15 protein-coding genes and 1 pseudogene are annotated in these 17,257 nt (G+C 33.2%); 3 read left to right on the top strand and 13 right to left on the bottom strand.

Translation table 11 applies throughout. From position 1 onward, the window contains the following. Positions 1 to 19: 19 nt before the first annotated feature. The gene (locus LHL71_RS00945) at positions 20 to 1,363 is read left to right on the top strand and encodes an FAD-dependent oxidoreductase (protein WP_227361191.1); all 1,344 of its coding nucleotides are present in this window, start codon (positions 20 to 22) and stop codon (positions 1,361 to 1,363) included. A 303-nt stretch (positions 1,364 to 1,666) separates the two neighbouring features. On the opposite strand, the pseudogene LHL71_RS00940 reads toward LHL71_RS00945, so the two are convergent. The 7 genes and pseudogenes from LHL71_RS00940 to helD all read right to left on the bottom strand — a co-directional run. Then, positions 1,667 to 2,215 (bottom strand): annotated as a pseudogene (locus tag LHL71_RS00940) (NADPH-dependent FMN reductase); the annotation flags it as partial. Positions 2,216 to 2,240: 25 nt separating this feature from the next. Beyond that, positions 2,241 to 2,840, bottom strand: a complete 600-nt coding sequence (locus LHL71_RS00935) for an NADPH-dependent FMN reductase (protein WP_227361190.1) — start codon at positions 2,838 to 2,840, stop codon at positions 2,241 to 2,243. A 91-nt stretch (positions 2,841 to 2,931) separates the two neighbouring features. Further along, positions 2,932 to 3,846, bottom strand: a complete 915-nt coding sequence (locus tag LHL71_RS00930) for an FAD:protein FMN transferase (protein ID WP_227361189.1) — start codon at positions 3,844 to 3,846, stop codon at positions 2,932 to 2,934. 474 nt (positions 3,847 to 4,320) lie between these two features. After that, positions 4,321 to 5,871: a glutamine-hydrolyzing GMP synthase gene (gene guaA / locus LHL71_RS00925; RefSeq protein WP_283812374.1), complete on the bottom strand. Its 1,551-nt coding sequence runs from the start codon at positions 5,869 to 5,871 to the stop codon at positions 4,321 to 4,323. Between the two features lie 82 nt (positions 5,872 to 5,953). Continuing rightward, positions 5,954 to 6,877 (bottom strand): type I pantothenate kinase, encoded by a 924-nt coding sequence (gene coaA / locus LHL71_RS00920; protein WP_227361187.1) that lies wholly within the window; start codon positions 6,875 to 6,877, stop codon positions 5,954 to 5,956. Positions 6,878 to 7,316: 439 nt separating this feature from the next. Beyond that, positions 7,317 to 8,243 (bottom strand): magnesium transporter CorA family protein, encoded by a 927-nt coding sequence (locus LHL71_RS00915; protein WP_227361186.1) that lies wholly within the window; start codon positions 8,241 to 8,243, stop codon positions 7,317 to 7,319. An 11-nt stretch (positions 8,244 to 8,254) separates the two neighbouring features. Beyond that, on the bottom strand, positions 8,255 to 10,549 hold the full coding sequence (gene helD / locus LHL71_RS00910; RefSeq protein ID WP_227361185.1) for an RNA polymerase recycling motor HelD: 2,295 nt from the start codon (positions 10,547 to 10,549) through the stop codon (positions 8,255 to 8,257). A gap of 130 nt (positions 10,550 to 10,679) precedes the next feature. On the opposite strand from helD, the gene LHL71_RS00905 reads away from it, so the two are divergent. Both LHL71_RS00905 and hflX read left to right on the top strand, forming a co-directional pair. After that, on the top strand, positions 10,680 to 11,336 hold the full coding sequence (locus LHL71_RS00905) for a histidine phosphatase family protein (protein WP_227361184.1): 657 nt from the start codon (positions 10,680 to 10,682) through the stop codon (positions 11,334 to 11,336). Between the two features lie 93 nt (positions 11,337 to 11,429). Then, a complete protein-coding gene (gene hflX / locus LHL71_RS00900) occupies positions 11,430 to 12,713 on the top strand; it encodes a GTPase HflX (RefSeq protein WP_227361183.1) in 1,284 nt (427 codons plus the stop codon). Positions 12,714 to 12,752: 39 nt separating this feature from the next. On the opposite strand, the gene LHL71_RS00895 is transcribed toward hflX, so the two are convergent. The 6 genes from LHL71_RS00895 to LHL71_RS00870 form a co-directional block, all read right to left on the bottom strand. Then, positions 12,753 to 13,421 carry an amino acid ABC transporter permease gene (locus LHL71_RS00895; RefSeq protein ID WP_227361182.1) on the bottom strand — a complete coding sequence of 223 codons (669 nt, stop codon included), beginning with the start codon at positions 13,419 to 13,421 and terminating at the stop codon, positions 12,753 to 12,755. A gap of 11 nt (positions 13,422 to 13,432) precedes the next feature. Then, positions 13,433 to 14,071: an amino acid ABC transporter permease gene (locus LHL71_RS00890; RefSeq protein WP_227361181.1), complete on the bottom strand. Its 639-nt coding sequence runs from the start codon at positions 14,069 to 14,071 to the stop codon at positions 13,433 to 13,435. After that, the gene (locus LHL71_RS00885; protein ID WP_227361180.1) at positions 14,068 to 14,901 is read right to left on the bottom strand and encodes a transporter substrate-binding domain-containing protein; all 834 of its coding nucleotides are present in this window, start codon (positions 14,899 to 14,901) and stop codon (positions 14,068 to 14,070) included. The genes LHL71_RS00890 and LHL71_RS00885 overlap by 4 nt, the downstream gene beginning before the upstream one ends. 18 nt (positions 14,902 to 14,919) lie before the next feature. Continuing rightward, a complete protein-coding gene (locus LHL71_RS00880) occupies positions 14,920 to 15,663 on the bottom strand; it encodes an amino acid ABC transporter ATP-binding protein (protein ID WP_283812373.1) in 744 nt (247 codons plus the stop codon). Positions 15,664 to 15,778: 115 nt separating this feature from the next. Further along, the gene (locus LHL71_RS00875) at positions 15,779 to 16,597 is read right to left on the bottom strand and encodes a DUF6681 family protein (RefSeq protein WP_227361179.1); all 819 of its coding nucleotides are present in this window, start codon (positions 16,595 to 16,597) and stop codon (positions 15,779 to 15,781) included. After that, the gene (locus LHL71_RS00870; RefSeq protein ID WP_227361178.1) at positions 16,597 to 17,205 is read right to left on the bottom strand and encodes a hypothetical protein; all 609 of its coding nucleotides are present in this window, start codon (positions 17,203 to 17,205) and stop codon (positions 16,597 to 16,599) included. Before LHL71_RS00870 ends, LHL71_RS00875 begins: the two co-directional genes overlap by 1 nt. Between the last annotated feature and the right edge of the window lie 52 nt (positions 17,206 to 17,257).

The raw sequence follows: 17,257 nt of genomic DNA, 5'->3' as shown, positions 1-17,257 counted from the left end.
TAATTTAGGGGGATTTATTATGAAGGTTGTTGTAATTGGTTGTACTCATGCCGGAACATTTGCGATTAAACAAATTTTAACAGAGCATCCCGATGCTGAAGTTACTGTATACGAACGTAACGATAATGTTTCATTTTTATCATGCGGAATTGCTTTATATTTAGGCGGTCAAATTAAAAATGATGATCCAAGTGGATTATTTTATTCTAGTCCCGAAGAGTTAGCCGACCTAGGTGCTGACGTTAAAATGCTCCATGAAGTAACTAGTGTAGACACTAAAAATAAAACTTTATCAGTTAATAAATTAGAAGATAACAATTCATTTACAGATACATACGATAAATTAGTTATTACCACTGGTTCACTACCCATTGTTCCACCTATTAAAGGAATGGATAATGATAATGTTTACTTCTGTAAAAACTGGAACGATGCTAAAACATTATTTGAAATCTCACCCGACAAAAAACGTGTCGCTATTATTGGGGCTGGCTATATCGGGGTTGAATTAGCTGAAGCCTACCAACGTAACGGACACGAAGTTACTTTAATTGACGGTAGTGATCATATCATGAACAAGTACTATAATGGTGAATTTACCGAAATTATTGAACAACAATTTAGCGATCATAACATTAACCTAGGCTTAGGTGAACAAGTTAATGAATTAGTTGGTGATGCTCCTATTACCGTTAAAACTAATAAAAACTCATATGAAGTGGATTTAGTTATTCTTTGCGTTGGTTTTAAACCAAACACTGAATTATTCAAGGGTCAATTAGATATGATGCCAAATGGTGCCATCATCACCGACGACTACATGCAAACTTCCGTTCCAGATGTTTTTGGAGCTGGTGACAGTGTGGCCGTACACTATAACCCTACTCATAGTAACAACTATATTCCACTAGCTACTAATGCAGTTCGTCAAGGTATTTTGGTAGGTAAAAATATTTCTAAACCAACTGTTAAATACATGGGAACTCAATCATCATCGGGACTTAAACTATTTGACTTAAATCTTGCTGGAACGGGACTAACTTTAGATGCTGCTAAAGCAGCTGGTATTTCTGCTAAAGAAGTTACTCTAAAAGATAACTATCGTCCGGAATTCATGAAATCCACTACTCCTGTTTTAATGTCCTTAGTTTACAATCCTGACACCCGCAAAATTTTGGGTGGTTCACTCTTAAGTGAATATGATATTTCTCAATCAGCTAATACTTTATCAGTATGTATCCAAAATGGAAACACTATTGACGATTTAGCAATGGTTGATATGTTATTCCAACCACAATTTGACCGACCATTTAACTACTTAAATGAATTAGGCCAAGCAGCTCAAGCTCAAGAAAATAATTAAACAAAAAAGGAATTCCATCATGGAATTCCTTTTTATTTTTTAGAAATCTAAAGAAGCACTAGCTGTTGCATCATCTTCGGTGGATTTTTCAGTTGAATTAGTTTCAACTGGTTTTTCCACTGGTTTTTCTTCAACTTCTTCATCGTCGATTGAAACACTAGCGGTGCCATCATCTTCGACTTCTTTAGTAGCTGGAGTAGTTTCTTCTTCATCATCTAAAGAAACACTAGCCATAGCATCAATTTCATCTTCTTCAGCAGGACTTTCAGTTACCTTTTCATCGGCACTGACGTCTTCTACATCATCTAAAGCTTTAATAACACTAACAAATTTAACAAATTTTTCTAATGTTGATTTTAAGAAATCACTAGTACGTTCATCCTTAAGATCACCATGTTCATCAAATGAACCTCTTACATTAGCTAATAAAAATTCATTTCCTGGAAGGGTTAAGGCATTTACTCCGGGGGCTTCTAAAATTTGACGAAGGTGTAATTGAGCTCTAGAAGTTCCTTGACCAAAATAAGATGCGCCAATAATCATTACCGGTTTCTTTTCAAAGGGATGAATATCAAAAGATAGCCATTCGATTAAGCTCTTTAAGTTAGCTGGAACCGTATGATTATGCTCAGGAGTAGCAATAATTACCCCATCAGCGGCTAAAATTTTCTTATTTAGAAATTGAATTGCATCACTATTAGTTTGATTGTTGCTTTGGTTAAATAGTGGTACATCATTAGTATCTAAAATTTCTAATTCTGCAATATTATCAAAATGCACAGCAATATATTTCATTAACATGCGGTTATATGATTTGGTGGAATTTGAACCAACAATACCGACTAATTTCATTATTATACCTCTTATATTTTAATTATTATGCTTGCCAATTAAATGATTCGGCTTTTTGTTTATCTTTGCTATTGTCGAGATGTTTATTTAAATCGGCAAAAGTAACAAAGTCATCAAATAGATCATCCAAATTTTCGGCAGCCTTAGTATCAGTGAGATTACCGGCATTATCAAATGCTTGTAAGGAGTGATCTAAAAGAAATTCTGAACTAGACATAATTCGAGCATGTAATTCAGGAGCATCTAAAATTTGTCTTAAATGAGCTTGGGCTCTTGAAGTACCCAGAGATCCATATGAAGCTCCAGTAATCATTACTGGCTTGTTAACAAATGGGTAATTACCGTATGATAACCAGGCCAAAGCGTTGGATAAACTAGCTGGAACCGAGTGATCATACTCGGGAGTACTAATGATCACTCCATCACTATCATTGATTTTATTAGAAATTTCTTCAACAATGGCTGGTAATTTCATGTCTTCCGGCATATCAAATATCGGAATATCTCTAATTTCAACCAATTCTAGCTCTGCTTTATCAGCAAAATGGTTTTTCATATATTGCAAAAGTTTACGATTGGTAGATTTATCGGAATTAGTACCAACTAATGCGATGAATTTATTCATTTAAAAGTCTCCTAATTTTTTAAAATTATTATATTTTATTATTAAAATCACAATAAGATTATAATAAAAGCTTTTAAAGTGAATTTCAACACTATTTTAACAATTCCTTATTAGATTGGTAAACTTTACCATCATCAGTTACGATAATGCATTCGATATTTTCTAATTGATTGACGATTTTTAGAATTTTTGTGACTGGCTTACCAAATAAGATCGTGGTCCAGACCTCACCCATAATAGATTTTTGTGATAGAATAGTCAAACTTACTACGTTGGTTTGAATTGGATAACCGGTTTTAACGTCAAAGATGTGATGATAAGATTTACCATTTTGCTCTAAATGCCGTTCGTAAATTCCGGAAGTTACAATTGATTGATCCTTTATTTTTAAAGTCCCCAGCGAATGCCCTCTAGGTTGGCTAGGATCTTGTAACCCAATTTGCCAATATGGACGACCCACTGGATTACCTAAAGCTACAATGTTTCCACCTAGATTGATTAAGGCTGCTTTAACTTGCTGCTGGTTTAAATACTCAATGATTAAGTCAGCAATAAAACCTTTAGCTAAAGCTCCTAAATCAATGGTCATTTGGGGGTTAGCCAAATACACTGATTTATCATATGCATCTAAAATGATATTAGCCGGATCAGTTAATTGTAATTTTTGTTGAATTTCTTGATCGGTTGGCACCCGAGCATCTTTAAACCCGATTCGCCAAGTTTGAACTAACGGTCCAATCGCAATATTTAAATTACTATTTGGTAGTTGACTGTAAATTTTTCCAATTTCAATTAATTCATAGAGTTTTTCATCAACTTTAACCGCTTGTTTACCAGCAAATTTAGTTATTTGCATCAATTCTGAAGTATAATCATTTGCACTGAAGCGATGTTCATATTCTTTTAATAATTCATCCACAGCCACTAAAATCGGTTCTGGATCGGCATGTTCAATCGTGATAGTAATAATCGTTCCCATTAAATGAAGTTTATGACTTTTTTGCATGTTAAAGTTCCTTTGTTTTAATTTATTGTTTAGAATAGCATATAATTTATTTTAATAAAAAACGCCCCCTTATTAAATAAGGAGGCGCTTTTTATTAAATGTATGTGTAACTATGGGGTGTGTTATAAACAAATCATTGTCTATATTCAGTTAATTGAATATAAATGGCAATCAAGTGAGCTAATAAAATATACCATTTATTAACGTTAATTTTAGTAAAATCATTCGTTTGTCATGGACTTGTAACAAATCAATTCCAATATTTTTGTCGTTATAATACTGATATATCAGCATTTTAATAAAACCACTGTTTATTTTTTTATGAGATATTAATCAGTAATTTGGTACGGAAAAACCCCCAACTAAAATTAGTTGGAGGCCTTAGAGTTATGATTTAGCAGCGATTATTAAATAATCGCCATTAATAGGTTAACCCTATTAATGAATTTTTACAATTAAATAGAATCGCTTATTTTATTCCCATTCAATAGTTGCCGGTGGCTTGCTCGTAATGTCATACACTACTCGATTAATTCCATCGATTTCATTTACAATTCTAACAGATACCTTTTGTAAGATATCCCATGGAATTTTAGCAAAGTCAGCTGTCATTCCATCGATTGAATTAACGGCACGAATAGCAATAGTGTAGTCATAAGTACGACCATCACCCATTACTCCCACACTCTTAAAGCCAGGAAGTACCGTGAAGTATTGCCAAACTTCTTGATCAAGTCCGTTTTTAGCAAATTCATCACGTAAGATGTAGTCACTATCACGAACAATTTGAAGTTTATCTTCAGTAATGTCACCGATTACTCGAATACCAAGTCCTGGTCCTGGGAAAGGTTGACGCCAAACCAATTCATGGTCAATGCCCAATTTTTCACCTAGAACTCGAACTTCATCCTTGAATAAGGTATTCAAAGGTTCGATTAATTCAAAATGCATATCTTCTGGTAAACCACCCACGTTATGGTGTGATTTGATAGTTTGAGCGGTATCAGTACCACTTTCAATGATGTCAGTATATAAAGTACCTTGCGCTAAGAAATCAATTCCAGATAATTTTTGAGCTTCATCATTAAAGACTTCAATAAATTCATTACCAATAATCTTACGTTTAGTTTCTGGATCAGAAACACCACTAAGTTTATTTAAGAAGCGATCTTTAGCATCAACTTTGATAATGTTTAGACCTAATTTATCGGCTAAACTATTCATTACTTGATCAGCTTCATATTTTCTAAGCAATCCATGATCTACAAAAATTGATACTAATTGATCCCCAATAGCTTTATGCAAAAGTACTCCAACAACACTAGAATCTACCCCGCCAGATAATCCAAGTAGGACTTTTTTGTCGCCTACTTTTTCACGGATATCTTTAACTGCTAACTCAATGAAGTCATCCATGGTCCAATTAGTTTTGGCACCACAAACTTCAATAAAGTTTTGCAACATCTCTTTACCGAATTCTGTATTTTGAACTTCGGCATGGAATTGTACTCCATAAAAATTACGGTCTAAATCTTGCATAGCAGAGATAGGACAATCTTTACTGGTAGCAACCGCCTCAAAGCCAGCTGGTACTTCAGTAACTAAGTCCCCATGACTCATCCATACACTTTGCTTTTTAGGTAAACCTTTAAATAAACGGGCATTATCTGTGGTAACTTCAATATCAGCATGACCGTATTCACTGTTTTCAGCCTTCTTTACTTGGCCTCCAAGATCATAAGTCATCAATTGCATACCATAACAGATACCTAAAATTGGAATTCCTAATTTAAAAATCTCAGGATCTACTTTAAAAGCATCCTTACCATAAACACTGTTAGGACCACCTGAAAAAATGATTCCCTTGGGATTAAGTTTCTTAATCTCATCTACGGACATTTTATGAGATTTTAGTTCGGAATATACGCCTAAATCACGAATTCGTCTTGTAATCAATTGGTTATATTGACTACCAAAATCTAGCACTAATATCTCGTCAAAAACTGATAGATCAACGTTAGACACATAAAACACCCTTTCAAATTTGTTATTTACCATGATAATTCATAAACCAATGATAGTCAATGGTTATCTTAAAACACAAACATTAATATTTTCTCAGATATAATTTATCGACTCGATGATGCTTAACTTTATGCATAATCATGTCGGCTCGACTCTTGGTTGGTAAAATATTTTCTTCTAAATTGGGTAAATCAATTTTCTTCCAAACTAATTTAGCCATATCAAAAGCTTCTGCTCGATCCCCCACTGCATATCGATAATAATAGTTACTAGGATCTTGGAAAGCTGTTTCCATTAATTTACCAAAACGCTCTAAATACCAACTTTCAATTAGATCAGTGTCAGCATCCACATAAATTGAAAAATCTGTAAAATCACTAATATAAATTTGCTCGTTCGATGGTAATTGTAAAGTATTAATTCCTTCCACAATTAAAATATCTGGACGATCAATAATATCAAAACGGTTGGGAATAATATCGTATACTTGATGTGAATACACCGGTGCCATCGCGTTAGGCATCCCGGATTTAACATTATTTAAAAAGGTAATTAATTTGGCCATATCATAACTTTCCGGAAATCCTTTTCGATCCGATAAATTACGCTGGCGTAACTCCTTATTGGAAAACAAAAAACCATCCGTAGTAATTAACTGGATTTTTTTATCGGGCAAATAATAATCCAGTAACTCTTCTAGTAAGCGAGCAGTAGTAGATTTCCCGACCGCCACACTCCCTGAAATTCCAATAATAAAAGGAACTTTTCTTTCAGGTTTCTTTAAAAATCTAGATTTAGTATCTTGCCATTGATCAAAGTTTTTATTTTGTAAATTTATTAAATGAATTAATGGAATGTAAATATCCGAAACATCTTGTAGCGAAATTTTATCATTAAACGCTTTGATTTTTTTTAAATCTAATTGGTCAATTGGTAAATCATTTTCAATATAAAATTTTTTCCACTCATCTTTAGAAAAAACGTAGTAATTCATTAAATCTTCCATTGAACTTCTCCATCTTTAATTTTATTAAATTATAGCATTTAAAAAGACCACTAACTTTAAAGTTAGCGGTCTTTATTATTATTCATTTGATAATACCAGCGCACCCATAAGTATAAGCAAGCCAGTAGCGCAATTGAAAATTCTAAAAAATTAAAAATTTTAAAACCTAAGACTGAAGCAAAGGTAATTCCAATTAGAAATACCGTATAAAATACCGGTACTAGAAGACTAAATCCATGTTGATCTAGCCAATCCTGAAAAAATATTCCAATTATTAAGATAATGCAAAACATTACCAACAATGATTTAATCAATTTAAGCTTCCCCTTTATTCTTTCCCTTACTATCATAAATTAAAATATTCATAATTTAAAGATAAATCTTAAGAAAAAGTAAAGAAATTAAATAATTAAAAATTGTTAATTCGGAAAATTAATTTTCAGCGATTACTAAGATGTTGGTATAACTCATAAAATCCCCATAGTAGTAAAGTAAAGAATACCGCAACACCAATTGTTACTAACCATCCCATTTTTGACGATACCATCGGTAATTGCACGTTCTGTCCAAAAAATCCAAAAATAATAGTAGGAACTGCCAAAATAATCGACCAAATAGTTAAAAATTTCATAGTGTTATTCAAACTATTGTCTAAGATATTCGAGTAAGCATCCGAAACGTGCTTAATAACCGCACTAGCCATTTGAGCCATTTCTAATCCTTGAGAAATTTCAATTTGGACATCTTTTAATTGTTCTGATTGAACTTGGTTTAATTTTACAAACTTATTGTATTCTAATTCATTTAAAACTCGATTATCAGAATCTAGAGCCGTTAAATAGTAGACTAATTGAGTTTGTAATCCCATTAATTGGGTAATCGATTTACGACTAGTCGTTTGGTTTAAGCCTTTTTGTACCATCTGACGCCGTTTATCAATCGCATGAATTACATCGTAATACCGATATGCCAATGAGTAGATAATTAGCAAAATTGTATCCATGGGATTAAGTTGATCGAGATCCATGTCTTCAGGAATTTTAATCAACTTTTGCGGATCAAACTTAGTTACACTAGTCATAAAAATCAAAAGTTTATCAGCTTTAAATATAAAAGTAATTGGCGCTGTCGGATCTTTCACGTTGGAACTATCTTTATCCTTTAGAGTAGCAATATCATAAACAATTAAATTCCAATCTCCTCCGGGAGAAAATTCAATTCGTGAACGTTCATCATAATCCCGAGCATACATTAGCATTTCAGCATCAATATCATAATCTTGACTTAACGTATCGATATCTTCTAAGGATTCGTTTAAAACACTAATAATTTCGCAATTTGGCGATAATTGGTTTTTGGTAATCATCTTACATTCCCCTAATTTAATTCATATTCATCTTTAGGAACTAGCTCAAACAATGGTGATAAATGACCGATGGCCACAATCGTTAAGCGGTGCATGGCTCTAGTTCCAATGGTGTAAACTAATTGGCGATCATCTTCATCATGATAAGCTAACGATGAAGCATCCCACATAATTACACTATCGAATTCCAATCCCTTGGCAAGATAAGATGGAATCACCAAAGTACCATTGGTTAACCGTTGATTTTCTGTCTTAATCAAATTAGGAGTTAAGCCGTCAGCTTTTAAGCGTTCCGTAATAGCTTCACATTCTTTTAAGTTTTTACCAATAATTGCAGTGGTTCCATGTTCATCTAAATTAATTTTAACTTGGCGTTCAACTTGCTTAACCGCTGCATCTAAACCGTCAGTTACATAAATATGAGGGACTTCTCCTTGACGATCAAACGCTTCAATAGCTTCTCCATCTTTGAGTAAGTGCTTAGTAAAGTCGGTAATTTGTTTGGTTGATCGATAAGACTTAGTTAATTGTACTACTTGAGTTTTATCAGGATCAAACATGGTACTTAATTCCGACAATAAGCGATGACTATTTTCGTGTGTAAAAATAGCCTGGTTTAAGTCTCCCAATAAAGTAAATTTAGCCCGTGGGAAATTATATTTTAGATAAGCCAATTGGAAAGCCGAGTAATCTTGAATTTCATCAATAAATACATATCGCATTTCGCGATCCCCGCGTTTTCCAGTAATTAGATCATAGAGATAAAGATATGGAGAAACGTCCGCCATAGATAATTTACCTTCTTTAAAATCACCAATTACTCGATCAACTTCCTTATTCCATTGATCTCTAGTTAAACCATGTTTTTCTAAATTAATAATTTGTGGAATACTGCGTAACATATGAATGAATTGATTGTTAATGCGTAAAAATCTTGCACGTGTGATTTGCTTTTGAGCTTTACCAAAGGCTTTAATGACAATTTGACGAGCCAAGAAATTAAATTCCTTATCAGCATTTAAAATTTCTTCTTCCGCACTTTTATGCATTTCTTGAATGTCTTGTTTGGTTAAATTTTGAACTGCTTCTTCAACCCAATCTTTTCGCATTTCTGCAGAAATTTTGCGATTTAAAAGTTTTAATAGTGATTCTTTAGTTTCAGACAAACGATTTCTTAAATTATAGTTTTCGTTGAAGCTATAATAAATTTCAGCGATTTTTTCTTTAGAAATTAAAATTTCACCATTAAAGACAATGTTTTTAAATAACATATCTTCTTTATTCAAATGGTTAGCATAAGCAGAAACGGCTTTAAAATATTGTAAACTATTTTTTAAATTATTAATCGGTTTGAGTTCTTCGATAAATTGATCACTAAAGCGTTGAGATAAAGTTTCTACCTTAATTTTAGGTAAACGATGGGAACTATATTGGTAATAGGTCATTTGGACCATATTTTGTTCACCCAATTCCGGTAACACTTGATTAATGTAATCATTAAATAATTGATTAGGTGAGAATAAAATCACTTGTCCTGGATTTAAATTACCTCGATACTGGTACAGTAGATAGGCTACTCGTTGTAAGATGGCTGCAGTTTTACCTGATCCAGCCGATCCTTGGACGAATAGTAAATCCGATTTAGTATCACGAATAATTTTATTTTGTTCTTTTTGAATTGTAGTAACAATACTCTTCATCTTGGTATTAGATTGATGTCCTAATGCATCTAATAGCATTTGGTCACCCACTACTTCTTCAGTATCAAATACCGTTTTAATCTTACCATCACTAATTTGGAACTGGCGTTTTAATTGGACGTTAACTTTTTGTTCACCATCAGGGGTTTGGTAGGTGACATCACCAATGCCACCATCATAATAAATACTAGAAATTGGAGCTCGCCAATCGTATACCAAGTAATGATCTGGTTGATCAGTAAATGAAGATAGGCCAATATAAATGGTTTCGGTTTTAGGTTCTCCCATCTCATGAAAATCAATTCTGGCAAAATATGGATTTTGTTCTAACTTATTTAAGGTTTCAATTTTTTTAGCTGCAAAATCACGACGATTTTCACGTTCGGACAGCATTTGTTGTTGCTGGCGAATCGACATTGCCGTATCCATCATGCCACTATAAGTTTGGGTTTTAATCCGGACATCATTTGTAAAGTTTTTATTGATTTCCTCTAGATCTTGATTAGCTGTTTTAACTTTTTTAGCTTCCGTAGTTTTAGCAATCTGAATGCGATCAATTACTAAGTCTAAATGTTTTTGTTCATCAGCTTTAATATCATTACTCATATTACCCCTCCAAAAAAGTAAATTCTTGACTAATTAGTCTATCATACAATCAACTACCAAGTAAATTATTATCCTAAATTTATGTTACAATTAGCTTAATAAAAATCTGTTCTTTTTAAGGAGGATCATCATGTCAATTAACTTGTATTTTGTTAGACACGGTCAAACTTATTTAAATAAATATCATCGTATCCAAGGGGTAGCCGATACTACTCTTACTGAAAAAGGAATTGATGATGCGATCAATGCCGGAAAACGATTGAGTAAAATTAAATTCGATCAAGCTTATTCCAGTGATTCACCACGAGCAATTAAAACCGGTCAAATCATCTTAAGAGAAAATCCAGCTGATATCAAAGAACCAACTATTGAAACTGCCTTTCGTGAAGAAAATTTTGGTTACTTTGAAGGTAACGATGATGCTAATTCATGGCATATGATTGGGGGCCCTTATGGTAAAAATACCTTTAATGATATTATTGCTGAATTTACTATTGAAGGTTCTAAAGATATGATCGCCAATGCCGATCCTTACCACGATGCAGAAAACAACGATCAATTCTGGAAACGACTTCAACCAGGGATTGATAAAGTTATCGCCAATGCTAAAGATGGCGATAATATTTTAGTAGCCAGCCATGGTACTTTAATTCGTAGTATGGTTAGCAAATATGATAAATCAATTAACGTAGCCCAATCCACATTAAATGGTAGTGTTACTAAATTTGTATGGGATGGTTCTAAGATGTCAGTGGCTTACTTTAATAACGTGACTGATGAAATATAAAATAAAAAGACCTATTTTAGGTCTTTTTATTTTATCTAATGCTAATTTACGTTACAATTAATTCGTAAACTTAAGAACTAGGAGGCGTTTAAAATGCCCCAAGAAGAAACTAAAACATCTGTCATCACCATTGGATTAGATCGTGGTGATACCAATTTTGATTATTCCATGGAAGAACTAAATAATTTAGTCTTAGCTAATAATATGGATTCTATTGAGACCATTACCCAAAAATTAGATCGTCCCGATCCAGCAACCTACTTTGGTAAGGGTAAAATTGAGCTATTGGGTCAAACTGTTCAAGATCTCGGCGTGGATACCGTAATCGCTAACGATGAATTATCACCTAGTCAGATTCGAAATATTGAAAAAAATATTAATGCTCGAATCATTGACCGTACAGGATTAATTCTGGAAATTTTTGCCAATCGGGCTCAATCTAAAGAAGCCAAGTTACAAGTTGAGCTGGCTAAATTAAAATACCAATTACCTAGATTGCATACTAGTGCTAGTCAACGATTAGACCAACAAACTGGTACCAGTGCTGGTGGTGGTTTTACTAACCGTGGTTCTGGTGAATCTCAATTAGAATTAAACCGACGAACTCTACAAAATAAAATTGATCATGTTAAAGGCGAATTAAAAGAAGCACAAAAAGCCAACGATACTAAACGTAAACAACGTGATAAAAATGATATTCCTACCGTTGCACTTGTTGGTTATACTAATGCCGGTAAATCTACGGTGATGAACGGTATGATTCAAAAGTTTGGCATGCATGAAGAAAAACAAGTAATGGTTAAAGATATGCTCTTTGCCACTTTAGATACTTCTGTTCGCCAATTGACTTTACCTGATCAAAAGAAATTTTTACTTAGTGATACAGTTGGTTTCGTTAGTCAATTGCCTCACAACCTAGTCGAAGCCTTTAAATCAACCTTAGCTGAAGCAGCTAATGCTGATTTACTCATTCAAGTAGTTGACTACTCTGATCCGGATTATAAGTTAATGATGCAAACCACCGAAGAAACGCTAAAAGAGATTGGTGTTACTAACATCCCTATGATTATTGCTTTTAACAAAGCTGATAAGTTAGATAATCAACCTTATCCTACTAGAGAAGGTAATGACCTAATCATGTCGGCCTTGAATTCCGAATCCTTAGATGATCTAACGGCTATGATTAAGGATGAAATTTTTGATAACTACCAAGTAGTTAAATTATTAATTCCATTTGATAAAGGTAATATTGTAGCTTATTTAAATGACAATACTCACGTAATTTCTACTGACTACACTGATGCCGGTACCTTAATTGAAGCTGAAGTAACGAACGTCGATGCTGATCGCTTTATTGATTACCAAGTTAGTGAATAATAATAAAAAATCACCTTACCATTTTGGTAAGGTGATTTTTTATTTTGCTAAGCGTTTTTCAACTCGTTGCTCATAATAATTAGCAACCTTAGAAATTGAATAGCAAATTATAAAGTACATTACTGCTAAGGCTAAAAACATCGGAATCGTATAATTAGTATTTTGACCATAAATAATTTGAGCATGGTTGGTTAATTCTGGTAAAACAATAATTGTAGCTAACGATGTATCTTTAACCAAAGAAATGAATTGGCTAACTAAAGCCGGGACCATATTTTTAATGGCTTGTGGTAAAACTACGTGACGTAAAGTTTGTCCATAAGTTAAACCATTAGCGATCGCCCCTTCGGTTTGTCCCTTAGGGATTGAAAGAATGCCTGCTCGCATTATTTCCGCAATCATCATTGATTCAAAAATAATTAGGGCCAAAATTGAGGCCCAAAGTGGATTGGTTTTAATACCAATTTCCGGTAACCCAAAATAAGTAAAAAAGATGACTAAGATCAAAGGAACGTTGCGAATAATATCAATAATGAATCCCACAATTAGGGATACAAATTTTATTTTTCGGTAACGAATAATCCCTAAAACTGTCCCAATAATCGAACTAAAAAATATCGAAATAATTGAAACAAAAATCGTTACTCCTAACCCAATTAGGAGAAAACGAATATTAATCCATGAATAAGCCGCTAAAAAATTATGCATGAGATTTCCTCCTAAGAAAGTTTGCGTTCTAAGTGTTGCATATAATAACTAAGTGGCAAAGTTATGATTAAATATAAAACACCAATACACATATAAGTACTAATACTTTTAAGTGAATCAGCTGCAATTACATTACCTTCATACATTAAATCAAATCCAGCAACAAACGCTAAAATTGATGAGTTTTTAATTAAGTTAACAAATTGATTACCTAACGGTGGAATTACATATTTAAAAGCTTGTGGCAACACAATGTATCGCATAGATTGTTTAAATGTTAATCCATTAGATAAGGCGCCTTCCATTTGTCCCTTATCAACTGATAAAATTCCTGCTCGCACAGTTTCTGCAATAAAAGCTGAAGAATATAGCGTTAATCCAATTGTACCGGCGACAAAGCCACTAATCTTAACAAAGTACATTGGTACTACCACATAAAATATCATGGTAATTACTAACAAAGGAATATTTCTAAAGATTTCAATATAAATTTTACTAATTTTTTGTAGTAATTTATTAGGCATAACTTCTAAAATGGCAAAAATTGAACCCAGAATTAAGGCAAAAAATAGTGCAATTACACTACATAAAATTGTTTGCCCAAATCCATATAACAAATCACTGCCATAATTTTGGAATATCTCAATCATTTTTCAGCCTCCTTATAATTGAATCCGGGAATGCTGCCAAACCATTTATGTAAAATTCGATTGTATTCTCCAGATTGCTTAAGTTCTTTTAAGGCCTGATTGATTGCCCGCTTCATTGGTTGTTGTTGCTTACTTACCGCAATTCCATAAGCATCATTGGTAAAATTACCACCCACTACTGAATAACCCGGATTTTGAGAAACCATTCCATATAAGATCCCATTATCGGTCGTTAAAGCTTGGCCTTGACCAGATTTTAAGGCCGTAAAGGCTTGCGAATAATCAGACAATTGTAAAACTTTAGCCTTGGACGCATACTTTTTAACATTTTGCACTGAGTTAGTGCCCACTACCCCTAATACAACTGCTCCAGAATAATTAAGATCTTGAATATTTTTAATTTTACTATCGCTTTTGACTAACAAAGATTGTCCAGCACTAAAATATGGATTCGTAAAGGCTACTTGGCGCTTTCTTTGGGGCGTCATAGTCATAGTAGCAATCACTGCATCAATATTTCCGTTAGCTAACAATGGAATTCTAGTCTGTGAAGTTACTTGAATAAATTTAGCCTGTCCTTTATTACCCACCATTTTTTTAGTAAGGGCTTTAGCCAAATCAATTTCAAACCCCTTAATTTGGTTATCTTTTACATCCATCAAACCAAATAAACGCGTATCAGCTTTAACTCCCCAAGTAATGGTTTTTGTTGTTTGATCATTTTTTAAAATATTTTTATCGGCCAGGGATTCATCTTTACATCCGCTTAAAGTTACCAAAGCAAATAAAATGGCCAGGGCCGTTCCTAATCGAAAAATTGTTTTTTTCATCTGACTGTCTCCCAATTACTAATCTTCATGACTAATAATTTTATTTAAAAATTGACTTGCCCGTTCGTTTTTAGGGTGCTTAAAGAAAGCTTCCGTAGAATCGTCTTCTAAAATGGTTCCTTGATCCATAAATACTACACGATTAGCAACTTCTCTAGCAAAGCCCATTTCATGAGTTACCACTACCATAGTCATGCTAGAATCTTCTGCAATTTCTTTCATTACTTTTAAAACATCCCCAATCATTTCGGGATCTAAAGCACTGGTAGGTTCATCAAATAGTAGGCATTTAGGCTTCATTGCCAATGATCTTGCGATGGCGATTCGTTGTTGTTGCCCCCCCGAAAGTTGGCTAGGATATTTATTAGCCTGGCTAGCTAAGCCGACCTTTTCTAGAAGTTCCATGGCAATTCGTTTATTTTCTTCATCTTCTCTATGTAATACAATTTTAGGAGCTAACATAATATTTTCCAAAATGGTTTTGTTAGCGTATAAGTTAAAATGTTGAAAAACCATCCCAACATCTTTTCTAATTTTATTAATATCGGTTTTTTTATCTAATAAATCATATCCGTTTACAATTAGTTGACCAGATTGAATATCTTCTAATCCGTTAATAGTTCGAATTAAAGTTGATTTACCGGATCCAGATGGGCCAATTAGCACCACCGTTTCTCCATCATTAATTGTTAAATTAATATCTTTTAATGCGTGAAAGTTATTATAGTATTTTTGTACATTTTTAAATTCAATCATCGGCATAACTTTTTATCCTCCAAAGTAACTAATACAGTTAATTTAATTATAGACCATAATTTATAATAAGTTTGTATAATATTGTACAATACACGAAAAAAGGCTAAAACCATTGCTGGTTTTAGTCTTTTACTTCATAGGCTACACGAGTTCGTATTTGATAATCTTTAGTATGTTCTGTTAAATTGCTTCGTCCTAGGCTCTTATAGGAACCTCCGACTACTTCTACAGAAGCTAAGTATAATTTAATTTTAGTCAAATCCATCGTATTTATATATTGTAGCCCAACTTGTTGAATATTGCCAATTGGCAATAAATTAGCTTGGTTCATTCCACCATAAATTACTAGTTGGTGATCTTGGGTTCGCATTTCAAAACAGGGAATCATGACCCCCTTACCAATGGCATAAAATTCAGTCGCACTTCCATTTTGTAAAGTATTCTGAATCTCTTTATCATCTAATCCTTGGTAATCATGTCTTAATAAACCACTGCGTTCTAAATCAATAACCAAACTATTTAAATTCTCTTGCTGCATGAGATCCATTTTTACTTTAGCCGGTAAAATATGATGCGTATCAAAAAATCCATTACTTGGTATAGATTGATTTAAATTAGTTGGTACTGCTTTTGAATTATCGGCAGTAGGTTTAGGATGTAAATGAAGTAACTTGGCAATAACCGGTGAGGCATCTAATTTAAATTGAACTTTTGTAAAATAATAAAATAAATTACAAATGGTTAAGTATAGTAAAATTACCGCTACCAGTAAAACTAAGGAGCCCCTTGAGTAATATTGATTTTTTAGTAATCTTATCCCTACATAAAATAAATATCCATCACCTAACATCCCCAAAATCGTATATATTCGACTTTTGAGGGTGGTACTGATATTAAAATATCCTAAGTAGTGGTTGACCATATCTAAGAAACTAAACATTAGTTATCATCCCCCACTTCATTGGTAGCATTACTAGTATCCGATCCAGTAGTATTAGCACTTGTAGCTGTTTTTCCAGCATAATTACTAGTCGAGTTAGTTGCTTTATTAGCACTATTAGGATTAGTTTGAGTCCCAGTACCAGTTGTATCACTACTTGAATCATTACTAGTTGAATTGCTAGTATCCGAATTATCAACTGCATTATTTGTTCCAGTTGAATTACTACTATTAGAATTAGTTGCATTACTATCTTGTGAACTAGAATTATCTACACTAGAATCACTAGTTTCTCCAGAATCTACCTCAGTGTTATCTTGAGAGCTTTTTTCTGATTCATCTTTAGAATCATCAACTGTCTGCTTATCATTTGAATTCTTTTGAGTATCTTCTTTGGTATCTTTTTGGTCTTCTGAAGTAACTTTAGAAGTTGACTTTTTACCTAAAACTGCACTAGTTAATTGCTTTTGACTAACGGTTTGTGTTGCTTTAGGCGTTCCTTCGTTAGTACCACTAACATGGTTAACAACCACATTAGTTGTTCCTAATGCCAAAGAAATTGATAAAATGGCAAACGGAGTTACCAATGGAGGAATTCGATTATCCATATAAATTAATTACTTCCTTTCTCATGTTTCAAGAGATTATCGCATATAATTG

Source organism: Lentilactobacillus laojiaonis, from assembly GCF_020616595.1.
Taxonomy (GTDB): domain Bacteria; phylum Bacillota; class Bacilli; order Lactobacillales; family Lactobacillaceae; genus Lentilactobacillus; species Lentilactobacillus laojiaonis.
The sequence above is the reverse complement of the archived record's forward strand: the minus strand, read 5'-3'. Positions and strand labels throughout refer to the sequence as shown.

Bases quoted from the DNA above. Each gene is read 5' to 3' on its own strand.
- LHL71_RS00905 (WP_227361184.1), top strand. From the start codon at position 10,680: ATGTCAATTAACTTGTATTTTGTTAGACACGGTCAAACTTATTTAAAT.
- coaA (WP_227361187.1), bottom strand. From the start codon at position 6,877: ATGGAAGATTTAATGAATTACTACGTTTTTTCTAAAGATGAGTGGAAA.
- helD (WP_227361185.1), bottom strand. From the start codon at position 10,549: ATGAGTAATGATATTAAAGCTGATGAACAAAAACATTTAGACTTAGTA.
- LHL71_RS00875 (WP_227361179.1), bottom strand. From the start codon at position 16,597: ATGTTTAGTTTCTTAGATATGGTCAACCACTACTTAGGATATTTTAAT.
- hflX (WP_227361183.1), top strand. From the start codon at position 11,430: ATGCCCCAAGAAGAAACTAAAACATCTGTCATCACCATTGGATTAGAT.
- LHL71_RS00885 (WP_227361180.1), bottom strand. From the start codon at position 14,901: ATGAAAAAAACAATTTTTCGATTAGGAACGGCCCTGGCCATTTTATTT.
- LHL71_RS00890 (WP_227361181.1), bottom strand. From the start codon at position 14,071: ATGATTGAGATATTCCAAAATTATGGCAGTGATTTGTTATATGGATTT.
- LHL71_RS00915 (WP_227361186.1), bottom strand. From the start codon at position 8,243: ATGATTACCAAAAACCAATTATCGCCAAATTGCGAAATTATTAGTGTT.
- LHL71_RS00895 (WP_227361182.1), bottom strand. From the start codon at position 13,421: ATGCATAATTTTTTAGCGGCTTATTCATGGATTAATATTCGTTTTCTC.
- LHL71_RS00945 (WP_227361191.1), top strand. From the start codon at position 20: ATGAAGGTTGTTGTAATTGGTTGTACTCATGCCGGAACATTTGCGATT.
- LHL71_RS00880 (WP_283812373.1), bottom strand. From the start codon at position 15,663: ATGCCGATGATTGAATTTAAAAATGTACAAAAATACTATAATAACTTT.
- LHL71_RS00930 (WP_227361189.1), bottom strand. From the start codon at position 3,846: ATGCAAAAAAGTCATAAACTTCATTTAATGGGAACGATTATTACTATC.
- LHL71_RS00935 (WP_227361190.1), bottom strand. From the start codon at position 2,840: ATGAATAAATTCATCGCATTAGTTGGTACTAATTCCGATAAATCTACC.
- LHL71_RS00870 (WP_227361178.1), bottom strand. From the start codon at position 17,205: ATGGATAATCGAATTCCTCCATTGGTAACTCCGTTTGCCATTTTATCA.